The organism is Dokdonella sp. (assembly GCF_039926425.1).
GTDB lineage: Bacteria > Pseudomonadota > Gammaproteobacteria > Xanthomonadales > Rhodanobacteraceae > Dokdonella_A.
Genome location: NZ_JBDSWZ010000232.1, coordinates 20,942 through 39,200, shown reverse-complemented (window position 1 = coordinate 39,200; position 18,259 = coordinate 20,942). Strand labels below are relative to the sequence as shown.

Genomic DNA, 18,259 nt, shown 5'->3' with positions numbered 1-18,259 from the left:
ATGGTTGCAACGATCTCGTGCGCATCGCTCCGGCCCAGGCGGTCGGTCTCGATCCGCGCAGTGACGACGTCGAAGTCGCTTTGCGCAGTGGCGATTCGGTGCGGACGCTGCGGACCCGATTGCTGGTCGGCGCCGATGGCACCCCGTCGTTCGTCCGCGGCGCGCTCGGGATCGAAGCGCTCCGTCACGACTATGCGCAGGCCGCGTTCGTGACCACGGTCACCACCGAAAAGGCGCTGGAGGGCCGCGCTTACGAACGTTTCACCGACACGGGTCCGGTTGCGCTGCTGCCGCTCGGTGATCGTCGCGCCGGACTGGTGCTGACGGTGCCGGCAGAGCGCGCCGACGAGGTCGCCGCGCTCGACGACGCTGCGTTCATCGCATTCGTGCACGAGCGCTTCGGGTACCGGGCGGGTCGCTTGTCGCGCCCAGGACGTCGCAAGCCGTATCCGCTTGCGCGCCTGCTTGCCGAACGGACCATCGCTGCGCGCAGCGTGCTCGTCGGCAATGCTGCACAGACCGTGCATCCGATCGGCGCGCAGGGTTTCAATCTGGGCTTGCGCGATGCGTTGACGCTGGCCGAATTGTTGCGCGAAGCTGCCACGATGCATGCGGATCCGGGCGATGCGGCCCTGCTCGCGCGCTATGTCGAGCGCCGCGCCGAGGATCGCGCGGCAACCACGTCATTCAGCGACGACCTCGTGCGCACGATGGCGAGCGATGCGTTGCCGATCCGCGGAATGCGGTCGCTTGCGTTCCATGCGCTCGACCGCATCACGCCGATCAAGCGCCGCTTCGCACTGCGCGGAATGGGGTATCGCGGCGATGTTCCCACATCGAGTCTGTCCAGATGAGTCGCCGCAACGAACTCGACGCGATCGTCGTCGGCGCCGGTGCGGTGGGCGGCGCAATGGCGCTTGCACTCGCGCGCGACGGATTCGATGTTGCGCTGGTCGAGGCGCGCGAACCGCAACCGTGGCGAATCGATGACGACGTCGACCTGCGCGTCATCGCACTCGCACCCGATGCGCGTGCGCTGCTGGACGATCTGGGCGTATGGACGTCCATTGCAGAACGTCGTGTCGGGCCGTATCGCCACATGCGCGTGTGGGATGCACTGGCGCCTGGCGAACTCGCATTCGATTCGGCAGAGCGGGGTGAGGCAGCCCTCGGCTGGATCGTCGAAAACCGTCTGGTCCAGCACGTGTTGTGGCAGGCGATCGGTGCCGAGCCAGTCGCGCGCATCGTGTGTCCGTCAGAGGTCACCGCGATCGAACAGGCGCACGGTGCCGTCACTGCAACGCTCGACGACGGTACCCGGTTGCGGGCCAAGCTGCTGATTGCCGCCGAGGGATCCGAATCCTCGGTGCGGTCGATGCTTGGTATCGCGTTCGAAGGTCGCGACTATGCGCAGCGCGCCATCGTTGCCCATGTCGTGACCGAACGCCCGCATGAGGGAACCGCGTGGCAACGCTTCCAGCCCGGTGGACCGCTTGCGTTTCTGCCACTCGCCGACGGCCGGAGCTCGATCGTCTGGACGCTGCCGGATGCAGCGGCGGCGCGCATCCTTGCACTCGACGACGACGCGTTCCGCGCAGAGCTGGGCTGCGCGTTCGACTTCCGCCTGGGCGCGATCACCGCAACAAGCGCACGCGCCACATTTCCGTTGCGCATGCGCCTTGCGAGCAACTATGTGTCGGGACGTTGCGTGCTCGCCGGCGACGCGGCACATGTGGTGCACCCGCTGGCGGGGCAGGGCATGAATCTCGGATTGCGCGACGTTGCCTGCCTGCGTCGTGTGGTCGGCGATGCGCGGCGGCGCGGCGGGGATCCTGGATCAACGCATGTCCTGCGACGCTACGAGCGAGAGCGGCGCAGTGAAAATACGCTGGCCGCGCATGCATTGAATGGCATCGAACGTGCATTCTTCACGGATTCTGCGTTGGTGGGGTTCATTCGCGGGATCGGATTGTCGGGCACGAATCGCATTGCGCCGATTCGCCGGCTGCTAGGGGACACGGCGGCCGGTCGACGTTGAAGTCGGTCGGCGTCTGAAATCAATCCGGATGCGGTCGTCGCGTCCGGTCAAGGGCTGTCAGGGGAAACCGTGGATATTTCTCGTCTTCATCGGGGCCAAGCCGCCGATGCGCGCGCGCTACCCGTGCGCCTTTTCTGCGTACTGATCGTGTTCGGATTCATTGGCGCGGCGTCCCGAACGTCGGCAAGTGGCTTTGTCAGCGCCGGCTCGATGCACTCGGCTCGCTATAGTCACACCGCGACCCTTTTGCCCTCCGGCAAGGTTCTCGTCGTCGGCGGCATCGGGAACTTCAACCCGATCCACTTGAAGACGACGGAACTCTACGATCCGGACAGCAACAGCTGGAGCGATGCCGCTCCGATGACGAGCGGCCGTTACTCGCATACCGCCGTGCTGCTGCCTTCCGGCAAAGTGCTGATCGTGGGCGGCTACAACGGGGGAATATTCCAGGTCGGAGCGATGCTCTATGACCCGGCCAGCAATTCCTGGTCGATCGCCGGGAACGTCACGAGTGTGGGCGGCGTCTACACCGCAACGTTGTTGTCGAGCGGCCGGGTTTTTGTCGTGGGACGCGGAAGTGACGATGTGCGAGACGAGATCTATGACCCGGAAACGGGAACGTGGACGTTCCTCGGCACGGTTCCGGGCAGTGTTGGAGTCGGCAATTCGTTCCTGCTGCCATCGGGCCGAGTTCTTTCGATCGGAAGTTCGAAAACGGGGGTCTACGACCCGGCCCTGAACAGCTGGGCCATTTCCGCCACGCGAAGCGAAACCATCGACAACTTCTCGGCGAGCATGTTGCAGAGCGGAGACGTGCTCGTCGCCGGAGGTAATGACTCCGCCGGGTTCGTGACCCACAGTGTCGCCCTCTTCCAACCCGACGCCGACGCATGGGTTCAAGCGGATGGACTGGGCACTCATCGCAGCCTCTTCACGGCAACGACCCTGGCGTCGGGAAAGGTGATCGCCATTGGCGGCTACGACCCGGATCAAACCTGGGGCAGACTGAAGAGTGCTGAACAATACGATGCGCAGACGGGACTGTGGGTTCCCGCGGGTGCGATGGCGACAGAGCGCTTGAGGCATACGGCGACGTTGCTGACGTCCGGAAAAATTCTCGTCACAGGAGGCAGCGACCATTTCGGTTCGATTGCCGACGCCGAGCTTTACGATCCGACCACTGCGGTGTCGATCGTCTCCACGACGCCGGCTGCCACTGTCGCTGGGCAAATCTACGCAATCAATGTCCGCGTCTCCGGGCCGTCGGGGACGCCCACGGGAACCATCGCCATCGCCGATGATCTGGGGGCGACTTGCGGTCCGGTCGCCCTGTCCGCCGGAACCGCGGCGTGTTCGATTCGCTCGACGGGAGTCGGCCTCCGCACAATCACAGCGACCTATGCTCCCGCCGATGGCGCATTCGTGACGGGCAGTGCGACGGCCGCGCATGCTGTATCGAGCGCGGCAACCGAAACGTCGGGAATTGCCACGCCCTCTGTTGCCGTCTGGGGCCAGGATGTCGTCTACACCGCGCAGGTGTCCGTCGCATTTCCTGGCACCGGCGATCCCACCGGCAGTGTGGTGATGACCGATGGGAATCGGTCATGCACGGCGCTCGTCAGCGACGGCGCCGCAAACTGCAGTTTCGCGCCGAGCGTTTACGGCAACTACGTTGTTTCACTCAGCTATCTGGGCGATGAAAATTTCAGCCCGAGCGCGTCCAGCGCACAAGGCGCCTTGACCGAAGCGCAAACCAGCGTCGAGATGTTGCCCGTCTCGCCATCGACCGTCGTCGTCGGGCAGCCGGCGACCCTCAGTTCCGATGTTCTCGTTGTGTCGCCCGGTGGCGGGCCTGCGACCGGCACTGTCTCCATGGACAACGGTCAGGTCGGATGCAGCGGCGTCGTCGACGCCAATGGACATGCGACTTGCGTCGCGCGCTTCACGAGCGCCGGCTTGACCGTTGTGCACGCGTCCTACAACGGTGACGTCCACCGGTTTTTTCCCAGCAGTTCCGGCGACGTGCAGTTGGTTGTCAACAACGCGGACACCATGACGTCCATCACGACGCAGTCGCCTTCGGCGTCCGTTGCAGGCGAACCGGTGACGTTCGGTTTCTCGACGTCTGCCGTCGCCCCGAGTGCGGGCATTCCCATCGGTCGCGTTACGGTCACCGACGGCACCCAGTCATGCATTGGCGCGCTCGATGCGGCAGGCCAGGGGACCTGCGTGATTGCGCTCACCGGAGCAGGTAGCCACACCCTTGTCGCGTCCTTCTCGGGTGGTATGTCCGGCTACTCCGGCAGCACATCTGCAAGCGTCGACCACGTCGTCAACCCGAGTGCAACGACGTTGGCCATCGTTTCCCACGCCCCCGACCCGTCCACCCCGGAGAAGTCGGTCGCCGTCGTTTCGGTTCTGACGGCGACCTCTGCGGGCACGCCGACCGGATCGATCACGGTCACCGACGGCGTCGACACATGCACGATCGTGCAAGGCGGACAGGGTTGCGCCATTACATTGACCACGCGCGGTCCGCGCACGGTGACGGCGACTTATGCGGGCGACGCGAACTTCTCTTCGAGCACGACGCACGTCCTGCACCACGTCAACCTGTTGCCAGTCGCATCAGCCGCCTCGTATGAGATGAATGAAGATACCGAGTTGCAGGTGCAGCCCGCGCAAGGGCTGGTTGCGCACGCGGGCGACGCGGATGGAGACCCGTTGACGCTCGTGAATCCGGGAGCAATCACGGCGCAAGGGATTGGAGGTACGGTCGTGCTGAGTGCCGACGGCAGCTTCACCTACACGCCGCCGACCAATGCGAATGGCACCGCGACTTTTGGCTACACCGTGAGCGACGGTCACGAATCGATCACCGCAACGGCAACGGTCAACGTGGCTGCAGTCAACGATCCGCCCGTTTCTTCAATTGGTCCGGTTCCAACGTGGCCGGCCGGGGCGATTGGCACAAGGACGCAGGCCGGCTTCGGCGAAGTTTCGAGTTTCGGCCCGCCCGATGAAGCGGATCAGCAGGTGGCGGCATGGCACGTGCGCGCCATCAGTGATCCGGAGGGTGTGGCATCCAACGTCGGCATCGCCATTGATGGTTCGTTGATGTACGTGCTGAGTGGTCACGCCGGCACCGCGACGTTCGGTGCAAGTCTGCAGGACGACGGCGGCACCGCCCATGGTGGAAACGATACGTCTTCCGAGCAAATGTTCACGATCACCGTTGAGGCCGGACTGGACCTGTCGATCGCCATCAGCGACGGCGTCGACTTCGCGCAAGGTGGGTCAATCGTCGTGTACACGATCGGTGTGCGCAACGACGGACCGAACGGCGCCGTCGGCGCGCGGGTGCAGGAGATCCTGCCATCCAATCTGACGGGCGCGACATGGAGTTGCATTGGGAACGCTGGTGCGATCTGCACTGCTGCTGGGGAGGGCGCGATCGATGACGCGGTGACGATCCCATCCGGAGGCTCGCTCACGTACGTGCTTGCCGCCAGTGTTGGTCCGAATCCGGAAATGCCGCTGGTAAACGCCGTGTCGGTCACTGCACCGGCTGGCGTGCCCGATACGAACGCCGGCAATGACACCGCGACCGACACCGATGCCGTGGGGATCTTCGCGGATGGATTCGATCGCACAGGGATCGCCGATCCGGGCGTAGCGAAAGACGGCGAACGTTTCGGTGATCATTGGCTTCACTTGACGAAGGCGCAGACGTCGGGTGCTCCTTGGCGCATCGTTTTGGCGTACCTGGATCGAAACACCACTTGATGCGAACGCGAGTCCGGCCGACGCCTACGATTAAAGAATCGCCCAAGTAATCACGCCGCAGACGAGTGTCATCAGGAGCAGGCCGACGATGAACAGCGCGTCGGCGGTGCGATCGAGACGATGCATCCGATGGGCACTGCGCGAGCGCAGCGCCCACTACGCGAGCAGGCACGACAGCATGAACAGCGTCGCATCGGCCGCCAGCAGGTCGTCGGCGATGGTGCCGACCTTGGTGGTCGTCACGACGATGCGGATCAGCCCGATCACGGTCAGGCACACGCCGACCAGCGCGGCGGACGCGGTGAAGATGTGCAGGCACAGGTCGGACTCGAGCTCGCGGATCTGCCGCGGGGAGCGTGATTCCTGAAGGTCGCGGTCGGGGGTGGGCATGGCTGCGATGTCCGACCGCTGCGAGCGGGACGGGTTCAACCTCGTGGTGCGTCGTCGACGCGGCTCGCACTGATCAGCAGTGAAAGCGGCATCCCTGTATCCGGATGCATCGGCTCGTTCCAGCGATCGACGCGGAATCCGGCGTCGGCTATCGCCGCGGCCCATGACGACAGCGTGCGGAAATACCAGGGCATCGGTTCGCGGAACCCTTCGCCGAATCCGGCAAACGTCTCGACGCGCCAACCGTCCTCGTAGGGCCGGTCGCCGCGCGCAATCCACGGATGGACGGTCTGCACGATCAGCGTTCCGCGTGATCGCAGGCGCGCGCGCGCGGCGCGCAGCGGTGTGTCCACGTCCTCGTCGAGCAGTGCGAAGTTCGCAACGACTGCGTCGAACGGTTGCAGATGATCCGTGCGCATCAATTGGTCGTACGTGATTGCGGTGAACGTCGCGCCGCCGAGCGCTTTCGCGGCGGCGATCAGGCGTGCGCTCGCATCGATTCCAACGACTTCGATGCCTCTCGCTGCCAGCGCGCGCGCCAGCCAGCCTTCCCCACAGCCAAGATCGAGGACGCGTCGTGCCGTTGATTGCAACGTGGCATCGACGACCGCCCGATCGGTGCCTGCGCGACGGCTTGGGATGCGATGGTCGCGCACGGATCGCGTCCATGCGTCGACGTTTGCGTCCCAGCTGCGTTGCTGGTGCAGCGCCGGATCGTCGACGGAATCCACGCCGCTCATCGCGTCGATTCGAGCACGGGTTGCGTGCGCTGTGGATGGAGCACGCCGGTCAGCGAGTGTGCTGTAGGAACGAGGTGCTTTGCGACGACGGCAAACAGCACGACGGCAAGCGCGGTCGCGCCGAACGGAACGATCGTGCGTCGCAGTGCCGTGTCGAGCCAGTGGCGGGTCTCGAGTTTGCGCAAACGATGATAGAGGCTGGCCGACAGCACGCCGTCGAGGAAGAGCTCGGCGAACAGGGTCGGCGCGGACACGACGATCCACAGCGAGGCGAACAGCACGGTCACGGCCGCGATCACCAGCATCAGCGGTACCGTGAATTCGTCCGCGCCGTCGAGGCCGTCGAACCAGCTGCCGCTGCCGGCGGACGACGAATCATGGGCGGCGCTGCTTGTTCTGCCGGAAGGGACCGAGGACGTTGGAGACGACAACGAGGAGGAACCCGGAACATCTGGGATATCGGGGTTTGTCAGGTGCGGGTCGCGCATCCACAAGCGCAGAAGTCCCAGGAAAATCGCGTAGGCGATGAGCAGGGCGATGGCGTAGCGCACCGGCATCGAGAGCATGCCCGCGTGCAGCAGCACGGCGGAGGTGACGAAGCCGCACGCCCCCGTCAGCGAAACGATCAGCAGCATTCTCAGGCGCGGAAAGCCGAACCGCTCCAGCCGCTCGCGAAGGCGTGCAATCTCCGATTCGCGATTCAACGGCGGTCGCACGAGTGGCTAGTGTTCCCAGCGATAGTTGATGCCGGCTCGATTGCCGGTCGTCGCATTCTGCGCTTCGAAATTCCAGCGCTTGCTGAAAAGATACTTGAGGCTGACCACCTCGCCGGGCGTGAACAGCCCGACGCCGTAGCTGAGATACAACTTCGGCGACAGGTATTTGCCGACAGTGAATGCTGCTCCGCCAAGCGCAGTATTGTCGGCGACGCCCGCTTCGACCCCGACGCGCGAACCGATGCCTTTCGCGAGCAGGTCGCCGCCGGCGCTGCCGAGCGCGCGCGCGGCGCTGCCGAGCATGTCGCCCTCGCCACTCTTGAGTCCCGACAACGGTTTGCCGGTGATGAGATACGACAGCGCTTCAGACTGCTCCATCACCGGTTGCGAAAACACGGTCAGCACCGGCACGAGCGCGGTACCACGCACCTGCAGGCCGACGGTGGTCGTGTCGTCGCTCTGGCCGCCGGACGCGCCGAGGATCTTGCGCACCGCGCGGATGTCGAGTCCGGGATTGTCGAGCGCGGTACCGGCAAACAGGAGGCGGCCGGTTTCGATCGTCAGGTCCTGGCCGTAGGCCTTGTAGGTACCGCCCACATTCAGCGTACCGGTGCCAGTCGCCTGTTTGCCCGGTCGCTGGCTGACGTTGAGCTGGCCGCTGATGTTGCCGTCGAGTCCGAGGCCCGCGAGCTTCACGTCGCTTCCGAGTTTCACCTGCACCGCAACGATCACTGGCAACGCCTTGCCCGCTTCGGGTTGATCGGCGTCGACAATCACCACATCGGGCGACGTCTTCGACACGCCGCCCCCCGGCAGTTTGGCAAGGTCGACGTTGGTCGACGGGATCGTGATGCTGCCGCCGACCGTGATGTTCGATGCACTGCGCTCGATCGTGAGATCGGGCGAGATCACGACCTTCGCCGCCGGAATGTCGGCTGCGAGGAAGTTCTCGCCCTTGATGGTCGCTTTCACCGGCGAGGTGGCGCCGATGCCGCCCGCGCCCGAAAGTGTCAGCGTGCCATCGCCGGATTTCAGCGTGCCTTCGAGGACAAAGTGGTCCGCATCGGTTGCGCGCACGGAGACGTCACCGTCGTGCAGCTTGAGTCCGGCTGTCGGGATCTCGGCGGCGAACTCCTTCAACGTCAGCGCGCCATTCAACTGCGGCGCGGCGGTCGTGCCGGCGATCGTGTAGTCCGCGGCGAGACGCCCCTTGGCGTTGGCGACTTCCGGCGTCAGCAGCTCGATGAAGGCGAGGCTGTTGAGCGCGAGATTGAGATGACCCGACAACGCTTGGGCAGAGCCCGGAGCTCCGCTCAGCGTGACGTCGCCGTCGAGTTTGCCGTCGTGATCGAGTGCGGCGCGCAACGTCGCGTGCGTCGATTGTGGCGACAGCGTGGCGTCGAGCGCGAGCCCGGTGTAGGCGATCAGCGGCTGGTTCGGATGATCCGGAAACGCCACTGATCCCTTGGCCGACGTGATCGTCGCCGCGCCTTCGAGGGCTCCATTGGGCGCGCGCCGCACATCGCCGTGACCGGCGATGATGCCGTCGGCCTTGAAGGGAGCGTCGGGCGCTGCGAGCTGCGTGATCAGCGCCAGCGGCAGCTGTTCGATGCGATAGCGCGCGGCAGCGCTGCCATCCGCGCCGCCATTGCCGGCGACACACAGCTTCGGCCCGCCGCCTGCGAGGCAGATCTCGCTGGCGGTGAAATGTTTGCCGTCCCACGCAAGAGCGGCGGGCTGTTCGAGCGCGAGGGATGGTGCGTCCTTGATCGCGACGTCGAGTGTCTTCAACGCACCGTTCCAGCGTCCGCCATCTTTCGAATTTCCCGCCAGCGCCAGCTTGAACGCAAGTGGCGTCCCGCGCGCATCCAGAACCAGCTCGTGTGCCTGCGCGTTGCCCCTGGCGTCGAGAGCGATCGAGTCGAAGGAAAGACCACCACTGGTCACCGCCGCCGCCTTGACGCTTGCGCTGCCTTGGGGCGGCTGCACGCTGGCGATGTCGGCAGTGACGTCGAGCGTGTCGATCCGGTTCGCACCGGACACGATTTTCGTGCCATGGGCGGTGCCGCTCACAGCGAGCTTCGGCCAGCGCCCCTGCACCCGGAAATTGCCATCCAGGTTGCCGCCCGCGTCGGGCAGCCAGTCACCGAGGGATGCAATGGCCAGCTTGATCGTCGCGTCGGTCTGGTCGCCGCCGCGGCCGCTCACGTCGACGCGGCTCTTCCCCGATGCGACCGCGAGTGTTCCGTCGACGATGTAGTCGGGCTTGATCGTCAGGTCTGCCGAACCCGAGAGCGGACGCTTGCGCAACGTGCCGCCGAGATGATCCAGCTTGATCGTTGCATCGGGTCCGCGGTCCGTCAGTGTCCCATTCGTTACGAGGTCGAAATCGAGCGCGCCCGGCCACTGCGCCGAGAACGCACCGGGATCGAGTTTGTTGGCCTTCGCGGTGAGCTTCCAGCCGATCGCCGGCTTGAGCGTCAACGTGCCGTGCGCATCAAGTCCTGCCTTCGCATTGCCCTTGCCGGCCTGCACGAGTGCGAGGCGCTTGAGGTCGATCGTGTCGGGCGTCCCGTCGAGGTCAAGTGCGAGGTCTGCGAGCTGGCCGGGCGGGCCGATCGACAGCGCGCCTTCCGCATGGAAACGTTCGGCGCTTCCCGACACGTCGATCTTTCCGTGAGTGGCGAGCGGCTGGCCGGCGAGATCGGCGGGAATTTCCACACCATTCCAGTCCAGCGCAAGCGTCGCGGAGATCGGCTTCGCATCGAGATGCACGGCGCCGTGCGCGTTGAGCGTCCCCGCCGCGTCCGAACTCTTCAGAGTGAGCGCCTCGATCGTCAGCACCTGATTGGCGAGCGCATAGCGCAGCGGTTCGAGCTGTACGTGATGATCATTCACCGCGACGTCGCCCTGCAACGCGCCATGCGACTTGTCGCCCGATCCTTCGAGGTTGAGCGCGAGCGCTGCCAGTGTCGAGTCGGCCTGCACGCGCTTCGGATCGAAACGCGGCACATCGACTGTCGCGGTCCACGGCAAATCGCGCGACTGTGTGAGCGTTGCAACCACGTTCGCCGGCACCGGTTCGGACAATGCGAGTTCGAGATGGGCCTGCTTGCCGTCGCCTTTCGCCTTCAGCGTTCCCGCATAGTCCTTGTCGGCGACTTTCCATCGGAACGTCGTCTCGCCGTCGCCGGGATAGCCGGCCAGCGATGAAACGGTGCCGTGCAGATCGACCTGGCCGTCCGGCGAGCGCAGCGCGAGCGACGTCACCGCAATGCCGTCGTGGGTCCAGCGGCCGACGATGTCGAGCGCGTCGATCGCCACCAGCGGCTGGCCGTCCTGGGTGACCTTGGCGGTCGTCAGAACCAGTTGATCGAGGATCACATCGAGCGGCGCAGCGAGCGAAATGTCAGCCGACGGTTGCGGCTGCACCGGCGCAGGCACGGTGGTCAGCGCGACATCCACGCCATCGAGTTGCAGCCGGTTGATGTGCAGTCGCGATGAAATCAGCTCCATCGTGGAGAACGTGATCGTCGCTTTCTTCACGTGCACGTCCGCGCCGGCGGACGGATCGCGGTAGCGCACATCGTCGAGCGTCACAGGCCCGGTGACACTGCCGCTGGACTTGCCGATCTCGAGCTTGCCGTCGGTTGCGCCGATCGCGCGTGCGAGCACGAACTGCAGGCCCGATTCGGTACGCAGCAGCCAGAACGCGAACATCGCGACGAGCACCAGCAGCACTGCCAGACCGATGCCGATGCGTTTGAGCAGCCGTGTCATCGAAAAACTGCGCGCGTTCATAGATCCGGCCCGATCACGATGTGCAGTTCGACCGTACTGTTGCTGTCCTTGTCATGCACGGGAAATCCGAGGTCGGCACGCACCATGCCGACTGGCGAGCGCCAGCGCACGCCCAAACCGGTGCCGACTTTCTGCCGATACGAGTTGAAGCTCGAGAACGCGTCACCGGTGTCGATGAAGGTCGCGATGCCCCAGTTCGGCTTGAAGTAGTACTCGTATTCGGCGCTGGCGACCGCGAGATTCTGTCCGCCAATCACGAAGGTCTGACAGGTACGCTTGGGGAATGCAGCACAGCGGGCGACCGCCTGCGCGACGTCTTCCTGGGGAAGCGGCGCGCCGATGGTCTGAAACGCATAGCCGCGAATCGAGCGATCACCGCCAGCAAAGAATCGGAGCTCCGGCGGAAGCTTGTCGAAATCGCCGACTTTCGTTGCACCAAGGGAACCGCGTGCGATGAAGCGCGAGTGGTCGCCGATGCCGCGGATCCATTTCGCGTCGGCGCTGATCTGCGTGAATGTGGTGTCGGACAATGCGCCTTCGACACCACCGCGTGCGGCGAACGTCATCGACCAGCCGCGGCGCACGAAGATCGGATCGTCGGCTTTCTTGCGGGCCAGCGAGACCTCCGGATACAGCAATGTCGTGCTGCCTTCGATGTTTGCCACCTCGAAGTCGCCGGTGAGGAACTTCAGGCCGAGGGTGCGCGTCCAGCCGCGCCACATCTTCGAATCGGTCGCCGCCAGGCCGAGCGTTTTCGAGGTACTCGTGTCCGTGTTCTCGTCGCGGAACGTGATGCCGTAGTTGAGGCTGTGGTTGTCGTTGCCGCCAAGCGGCACCTGATATTGGGCGGATGCGGTCTTCAGCCGCTGCGCGAGGATGGTTTCCAGCTTCAGCTTGTGACCACGACGGTTGATCCAGCGCCGTTCGATGCCGCCACGCACGCCGACGCCGGTGTCGGTACCGATGAACACTCCGGCCGTGTAGATGGTTCGCTTCGCCGGCGCGAGCACGACCTTGATCGGCACCACGCCGTCATGTGCGTTCTCGGTGTCGGGCTGCACCTGGGCAATCGAGAAGTAATCCGCGTCGATCAGGCGTTGCTGAAATGCGAGCAGTTCCTCCTGCGAGTAGAAATCGCCTTCCCGCCACGGAATGTAGCGTTGCATGAACGTGTCGGGGAACTGACCACCCTCGAACGTGGTGGCGCCGAGGCGGTAGCGAGGGCCGACCTTCCATGCCAGATGAACTTCAGCGGTGCTGGCCGAACGCGTCACCTCGACCTGGTGAGTGATCAGCTCGGCGTCCAGATACCCGCTGCCGAACAGCGCAGCCTGCACGGTCGCCTTGCTCTTTTCATACGCCGCGTGGTCAAGCGCCTGTCCTTTTGCGGGCGCAAACGCACCGACCGCTTTCTGCACCGGCAATTGGCCGTCGGCATCACCATCGAGCACGATGTCCAGCGCGCTGAGCGTGACCGGGTCGCCAGGCACCACGTGCACCACGGCGACATAGCTGTCGCCACTCTCGTTCAGTTCTCCACTGACCTGCGGGTTGTAGTAGCCGTACGGTTCGAGTGCGGAGCGCACCTCCGATTCGGCATGTTCATACAACCGCCGTGCCTGCGCTGCAGTGACATCGCGCTCGCCGTACTGGTTCATTTCGAGGCCGGCGAGTACGGCGTCCCGCAACGGTCCATCGACGCCGTCGAGCTGGACGGATACGCGGCCGGCATCCGCCGCGCCGGCCACCAGCAGCAGCATGAACGGGATCAGGGAAATGCGGCGTTGGCGGAACCGACCGTCGGGCGTGCGCATTGAATAGTTATATCAGGAACGACCCGCGCATCGTCATCGGCGCGTGCGCATTGTCGCAATGCGCACGAACCTGTTCAGGCTAGGGTGAAGGTGAATTCCAGGTCATGCATCGGCACGCCGGAAGATTCCAGGATGCGCAAACCGTTCGTCGCGCGCATTGAAGACGATGAGCGCTTCCCTGGCAATCAGATACGTCGATCAGATGCGCAACATCGGCAGCAGGCCGAGAATGCCGATGATGATCAGATAAATCGCAACGACGTAGTTGAGCAGTCGGGGAACCATCAGAATCAGGATGCCGGCGATCAGTGCGATGACCGGTTGCAGCGCCAAGTGCATGTTCATGAATGTCCTTGCGTGTGGGTGAACGACGCGGGACGGTAACAGTTTTTCAACATTGTTCATCGCGTCCGTGCCGACTTCAGTCGCGCTCCGTTCAGCGTGCGACGGACGGCACTGGGGTCAGCGCGGAGCAGCGAGCGCCGTGAGGAGCCTGCGCGACTTCTTCGTCGCACGCCGACGCTTGCCCGTCGCCGTGCTTGGAACGTCCTCGATGGGTTGGCGCTTGCACTCGAGCAAGCCGAGTGCGTCATACGCGTTCACCACATCGAACACGTCCGCCATCTTTGCTTTCGCGGTCGCAGCGATGCGATGCAGCGGCGCGCCGCGCAGCATCGTCATCGCTATGCGATGCTGCTTGCGGTAATCGGCATCGAGTGGAAACCAGTTGAGCAGCCGATAATCCGCACTCGGATCGAGGTGCGGGGCGAGCCAGCCGTTCGATCGCAGCAACGCGTGAAGCCAGCGCAATCGAAGCAGTGGCCGACCGGGGACTGCCTTGCGGAACGCGGCAAGCTGGGTGCCGCCGATGCGCTTGCGTTCGCGACCAACGACGACATCGAGGAAATAGGGTTCGAGATCGATCAGTCGCGCGGTCGAGTGGAACGTGTCGGCCACCGGATCGATCAGCAGCGGCGGGATCCCGTGCCGCTCGATCAGCACTGCGCCGCGCTTGATCAGGCCGTCGAGATTCGTGCACACGCGCTCGCGCTTGATGTCGAGGAATCTGGCGCGCGTCGATGACGGGTCGTCGTCGACCTTTTTCGATGCATCGTCGGCGGCACGGGTCCGAATTTCGCTGTTCGCGGTAAAGTCGATGAGCTGTCGAGGCTGGGGAGGAGCGGCGTGTCCAACATGGTTGAGGACGCCGATCACCGCTTTGGGAGTCAACGGCCGGTGCAGGACCAGCTCGACTCCGAGCACGTCGTCCCCCGCGTTGGCGATGACCGCAAGATGCTTGCCCTCGTCCAGCGCCCGGACGCGCGCGCAGCGACCGCCGAAATCCTCAAGGTCGGCAATCACGAAGTCGATCGTCGAATCGTCTCCGTTCAAGGTCCAGGAATGATCGAGCCACGAGACGGACGCGCGCAAAAACGTCGCGATTTCGGACACGTCCGACGACGCGGCACCGGCCATCACGAGGTTCTTGCGGGCTTTCATTGCGGCGGCGATTCCGTGCAGGGCGCGAACGGAGGGCGCACCAGCGACGATTATCGGCACGCAGTCCGCTTCAAAGTGTGACGCGCCGCGTGGATTTCCGCGAACGCCGGTTGTCGCCGACCGGCGGTTCCGCAGTGAGGGAAACTCCGCGCGTCAGGCCCCTGGGCCGAGCGCGCGGACACGGGCGCGCGTCAGTGGCCCGAAACGGAGGCGTTCGAACAGGCTGTCCATGATTGCGGGTTCGTGGTCCCGGCGTCGATATCCGTCGGCAAGCGCCGGCACCGGAGCGTCCAATGCAATGGTGGTCAACAAACGCGACAGCCGGGCGATCGGCGCGTGGTCGCGCAGTTTTTGCGCGGCCGCGGCGGCGCCACGGGTCCGCAGGAACGCCACCTCATCGGCGCGTTCGAGAAGCGCATCGAGGCTGCCGAAATGATGCAGCAGGGTCGCGGCAGTCTTGGCGCCGATCCCCGGAACCCCCGGAATGTTGTCGACTGCGTCGCCCGTCAACGCAAGATAATCGGCGACCTGGTGTGGATGGACGCCCAGTCTCGCCTTCACGCCCGCGCCGTCCCAGCGTTGGTTGCGCGGCGGATCCCATTGTTCGTCGCCGTCGCCGATCAGCTGGCCGAAGTCCTTGTCGGCCGAGATGATCACGCTGCGAAAGCCGACGCGACGAAGCGAATGCACCGCACTGCCGATGAGGTCGTCGGCCTCGTAACGGGAATCGACCAGCACGGTTGCGCCGAGTGCGGCGGCAATTTCCTTGCAGCCGGCGAACTGCCGCACCAGATCGGCGGGAGCAGGCGGGCGGTTCGCCTTGTAGTCGGCGTAGATCGTGTTGCGAAAGCACGTCGTCAGCGACTCGTCGAACGCAACTGCCAAGTGTGTGGGCTTCGCGCGTTCGAGCAGGTCGAGCAGGAAGCGCGTGAAGCCGTGCACCGCATGCACCGGCGCACCGTCTGCATCGTTGGTCTCAGGAACCTGTGAAAACCAGGCACGGCACACGTACAGGCTGCCGTCGACCAGATGCGCGGTGGGCGTCACGTCCATTCGGAACAAACGTCGGCCAGCGCCGGGCGGTTGCGCTCGGGAGGTTGTTCCTTCGCGGTGCCGATGTGCACGAAGGCGATGACGCGTTCGTCCGCGGCGAGACCGAGCAGCGTGGCGACCTCGCGATCGTACGCGGCCCACCCGGTCAGCCACTGTGCGCCGAAGCCGAGTGCCTGGGCGCCCAGGAGAAGGTTGTAGGCGACGCAGCCGGCCGACAGCAGCTGCTCCTGCGCCGGAACTTTCGGATGGCGGTCGTCGAGCCGTGCGATCACCGTGACGATCAATGGCGCATGGTTGAAACGCTCGCGATCCTTGTCGAGTGCGCTCGGTGCGACGTCCGGCTCGCGGCGGCGGTGGATGTCTGCCAGCGCGCTGCCGAGTCGCGCGCGCGCATCGCCGCGGATCGCCAGCAGCCGAAAAGGCGTCAGTTTTCCGTGGTCAGGCACGCGGATGGCTGCGGTCAGCAGCGCGTCCAGCCGCGCTGCGTCGGGCGCAGGTTCGCCAAGCTGGCGCGATGGCACCGAGCGGCGCTGGTTGAGCAATTGGAGGGGCATCAACGTCGTCTGTCATCAAAGAACCGGAGGGAGGCGAGGATACCCGCCACACGGAGTCGGCGTCCTCTCGCAGCGCATGCGCTCGCCACTGTCGCACCAACTGAGCTAGCATCCGGGTCCCCCCTGGGTGCAAGAGGCTGGCATGGCGACCACCGTAGCGGCAGTGCGCGAAACCGTTCCCGGCGAGCGTCGCGTTTCGCTGACACCCGAAGTGGCGAAGAAGGTCAAGGCGCGTGGCGCACGCGTCGTCCTGCAGGACGGGGCCGGCGCGTCGGCTTATTTCGCCGACGCCGCCTACATCGATTGTGAAGTGCTCGATGGCTCCGCTGCGCTTGCGCAAGCCGATGTGCTGCTGACCGTGCAGCCGCCGAGCCTGGAAGAAATTTCCCGGTTGAAAGAGGGCGCAGTGGTCATCGGTCACCTGCAACCGCATCTGGTGCCGGAGCGCACCAAAGCGTTGCGCGATCGCAGGATCACATCGTTCGCGATGGAGTTGCTGCCGCGGACGACGCGCGCGCAGGCGATGGACGTGCTCTCGTCCCAAGCGGCGGTCGCCGGCTACAAGGCGGTCCTGATCGCCGCCGAAGCGGCGCCCAAATTCTTTCCGATGCTGACCACCGCCGCAGGCACGATCCGTCCGAGCAAGGTATTGATCGTCGGCGCGGGTGTAGCCGGATTGCAGGCGATCGCGACGGCGCGCCGACTCGGCGCCCAGGTCGAGGGGTTCGACGTGCGCCCGGAGACCCGGGAACAGATCGAATCGCTTGGCGCGAAATTCCTCGACCTCGGCGTGAGCGCGGCCGGCAGTGGCGGCTATGCGCGTGAGTTGACCCAGGAAGAGCGGGACACGCAGCAGCAGGCTCTGGCCGATCATCTCAAAGGCATCGATGTGGTCGTCACCACGGCGGCAGTGCCTGGCCGCAAGGCCCCGCGGATCATTTCATCCGCGATGGTTGCCGGCATGAAACCCGGCTCGGTGATCGTCGACATCGCCGCGGAATCAGGCGGCAACTGCGAGTTGAGCGAGGCGGGCAAGACGATCGTTTCCGCCAACGGGGTCAGCGTGATCGGGACGTTCAATCTGCCGGCGAGCGCGCCGGTGCACGCGAGCGAAATGTACGCGCGCAACCTCTACAACTTTCTCGAGCTGTCGCTGAAGGACGGCGTGCTGACGCTTGACTGGAGCGATGAGCTGATTGCGAAGACCTGCGTGACGCACGCGGGCGAGATCAAACACGAGCCGACGAAGTTGCTCGTGGAGGCGCTGTAGGCGTCACGCCTGCTGATTGATCATGGCAGACGCACTCCCGACTTCATTGCGTCATTCCCGCGAACGCGCGAAGACGCGACCGATCGGGTTCCACGTGGTGGTGTCGGGCCAGTGGATTCCCGCTTTCGCGGGAATAACGTCGCGACCGGAGGACGGCGGGCTCGACCGGACCCCATCGTCTTGCTCCTCGCCGACAACCGGGATTCAATCCATACGTTCCGTCCGGGGCAAACGACGGAACATCCAGCGGCAACCGGAGTACTCATCATGATCGACGGATTTCTCGCGCTGTACATCTTCATGCTTGCCGCGTTTACCGGCAAGGAAATCATCGGACGCGTGCCGGTGATCCTGCACACGCCGCTGATGTCCGGCTCGAACTTCGTCCACGGCATCGTGCTGGTCGGCGCGATGATTGCGCTGGCCGAAGCGACCACGCCGTTCGGCATCGCGATCGGCTTCATCGGCGTCGTGCTCGGCGCCGGCAATGCGGCGGGCGGCTACGTCGTCACCGAACGCATGCTCGAAATGTTCAAGTCGAGCAAGGACAAGAAATGAACGATGATCGTAAGAGCGGCTCGAGCCGCGACGCTCTTC

14 protein-coding genes are annotated in these 18,259 nt (G+C 64.8%); 5 read left to right on the top strand and 9 right to left on the bottom strand.

The window, feature by feature from the left end:
- From ABIV12_RS13350 to ABIV12_RS13340, 3 genes are all read left to right on the top strand, one after another.
- A partial coding sequence (locus ABIV12_RS13350) for an FAD-dependent monooxygenase (protein WP_348060085.1) occupies window positions 1-854 on the top strand: 854 nt, incomplete at its 5' end.
- Window positions 851-2,038: a UbiH/UbiF/VisC/COQ6 family ubiquinone biosynthesis hydroxylase gene (locus ABIV12_RS13345; RefSeq protein WP_348060083.1), complete on the top strand. Its 1,188-nt coding sequence runs from the start codon at window positions 851-853 to the stop codon at window positions 2,036-2,038. The genes ABIV12_RS13350 and ABIV12_RS13345, both read left to right, overlap by 4 nt.
- A 69-nt stretch (window positions 2,039-2,107) precedes the next feature.
- Window positions 2,108-5,824, top strand: coding sequence for an Ig-like domain repeat protein (locus ABIV12_RS13340; protein ID WP_348060082.1), 3,717 nt, complete (start codon window positions 2,108-2,110; stop codon window positions 5,822-5,824).
- Window positions 5,825-5,980: 156 nt separating this feature from the next.
- Here the strand turns inward: ABIV12_RS13340 and ABIV12_RS13335 are convergent, their stop codons facing one another.
- The 9 genes from ABIV12_RS13335 to ABIV12_RS13295 form a co-directional block, all read right to left on the bottom strand.
- A complete protein-coding gene (locus tag ABIV12_RS13335; protein ID WP_348060080.1) occupies window positions 5,981-6,214 on the bottom strand; it encodes a hypothetical protein in 234 nt (77 codons plus the stop codon).
- Between the two features lie 35 nt (window positions 6,215-6,249).
- Window positions 6,250-6,945: a methyltransferase domain-containing protein gene (locus ABIV12_RS13330; RefSeq protein ID WP_348060078.1), complete on the bottom strand. Its 696-nt coding sequence runs from the start codon at window positions 6,943-6,945 to the stop codon at window positions 6,250-6,252.
- Window positions 6,946-6,950: 5 nt separating this feature from the next.
- The gene (locus tag ABIV12_RS13325) at window positions 6,951-7,670 is read right to left on the bottom strand and encodes a hypothetical protein (protein ID WP_348060076.1); all 720 of its coding nucleotides are present in this window, start codon (window positions 7,668-7,670) and stop codon (window positions 6,951-6,953) included.
- A gap of 6 nt (window positions 7,671-7,676) precedes the next feature.
- The gene (locus ABIV12_RS13320) at window positions 7,677-11,450 is read right to left on the bottom strand and encodes a translocation/assembly module TamB domain-containing protein (protein WP_348060074.1); all 3,774 of its coding nucleotides are present in this window, start codon (window positions 11,448-11,450) and stop codon (window positions 7,677-7,679) included.
- 17 nt (window positions 11,451-11,467) lie between these two features.
- The gene (locus ABIV12_RS13315) at window positions 11,468-13,285 is read right to left on the bottom strand and encodes an autotransporter assembly complex family protein (RefSeq protein WP_348060072.1); all 1,818 of its coding nucleotides are present in this window, start codon (window positions 13,283-13,285) and stop codon (window positions 11,468-11,470) included.
- A 198-nt stretch (window positions 13,286-13,483) separates the two neighbouring features.
- Complete coding sequence (locus ABIV12_RS13310) at window positions 13,484-13,630, bottom strand: DUF3096 domain-containing protein (RefSeq protein WP_348060070.1); 147 nt, start codon at window positions 13,628-13,630, stop codon at window positions 13,484-13,486.
- Between the two features lie 117 nt (window positions 13,631-13,747).
- A complete protein-coding gene (locus ABIV12_RS13305) occupies window positions 13,748-14,785 on the bottom strand; it encodes a hypothetical protein (RefSeq protein WP_348060068.1) in 1,038 nt (345 codons plus the stop codon).
- 153 nt (window positions 14,786-14,938) lie between these two features.
- Window positions 14,939-15,838 carry a 5'-3' exonuclease H3TH domain-containing protein gene (locus ABIV12_RS13300; RefSeq protein WP_348060066.1) on the bottom strand — a complete coding sequence of 300 codons (900 nt, stop codon included), beginning with the start codon at window positions 15,836-15,838 and terminating at the stop codon, window positions 14,939-14,941.
- Complete coding sequence (locus ABIV12_RS13295) at window positions 15,829-16,392, bottom strand: nitroreductase (RefSeq protein ID WP_348060064.1); 564 nt, start codon at window positions 16,390-16,392, stop codon at window positions 15,829-15,831. The genes ABIV12_RS13300 and ABIV12_RS13295 overlap by 10 nt, the downstream gene beginning before the upstream one ends.
- A 142-nt stretch (window positions 16,393-16,534) precedes the next feature.
- On the opposite strand from ABIV12_RS13295, the gene ABIV12_RS13290 reads away from it, so the two are divergent.
- A complete protein-coding gene (locus ABIV12_RS13290; RefSeq protein ID WP_348060062.1) occupies window positions 16,535-17,662 on the top strand; it encodes a Re/Si-specific NAD(P)(+) transhydrogenase subunit alpha in 1,128 nt (375 codons plus the stop codon).
- A 267-nt stretch (window positions 17,663-17,929) separates the two neighbouring features.
- On the top strand, window positions 17,930-18,220 hold the full coding sequence (locus ABIV12_RS13285; protein WP_348060060.1) for an NAD(P) transhydrogenase subunit alpha: 291 nt from the start codon (window positions 17,930-17,932) through the stop codon (window positions 18,218-18,220).
- Window positions 18,221-18,259 lie beyond the last annotated feature (39 nt).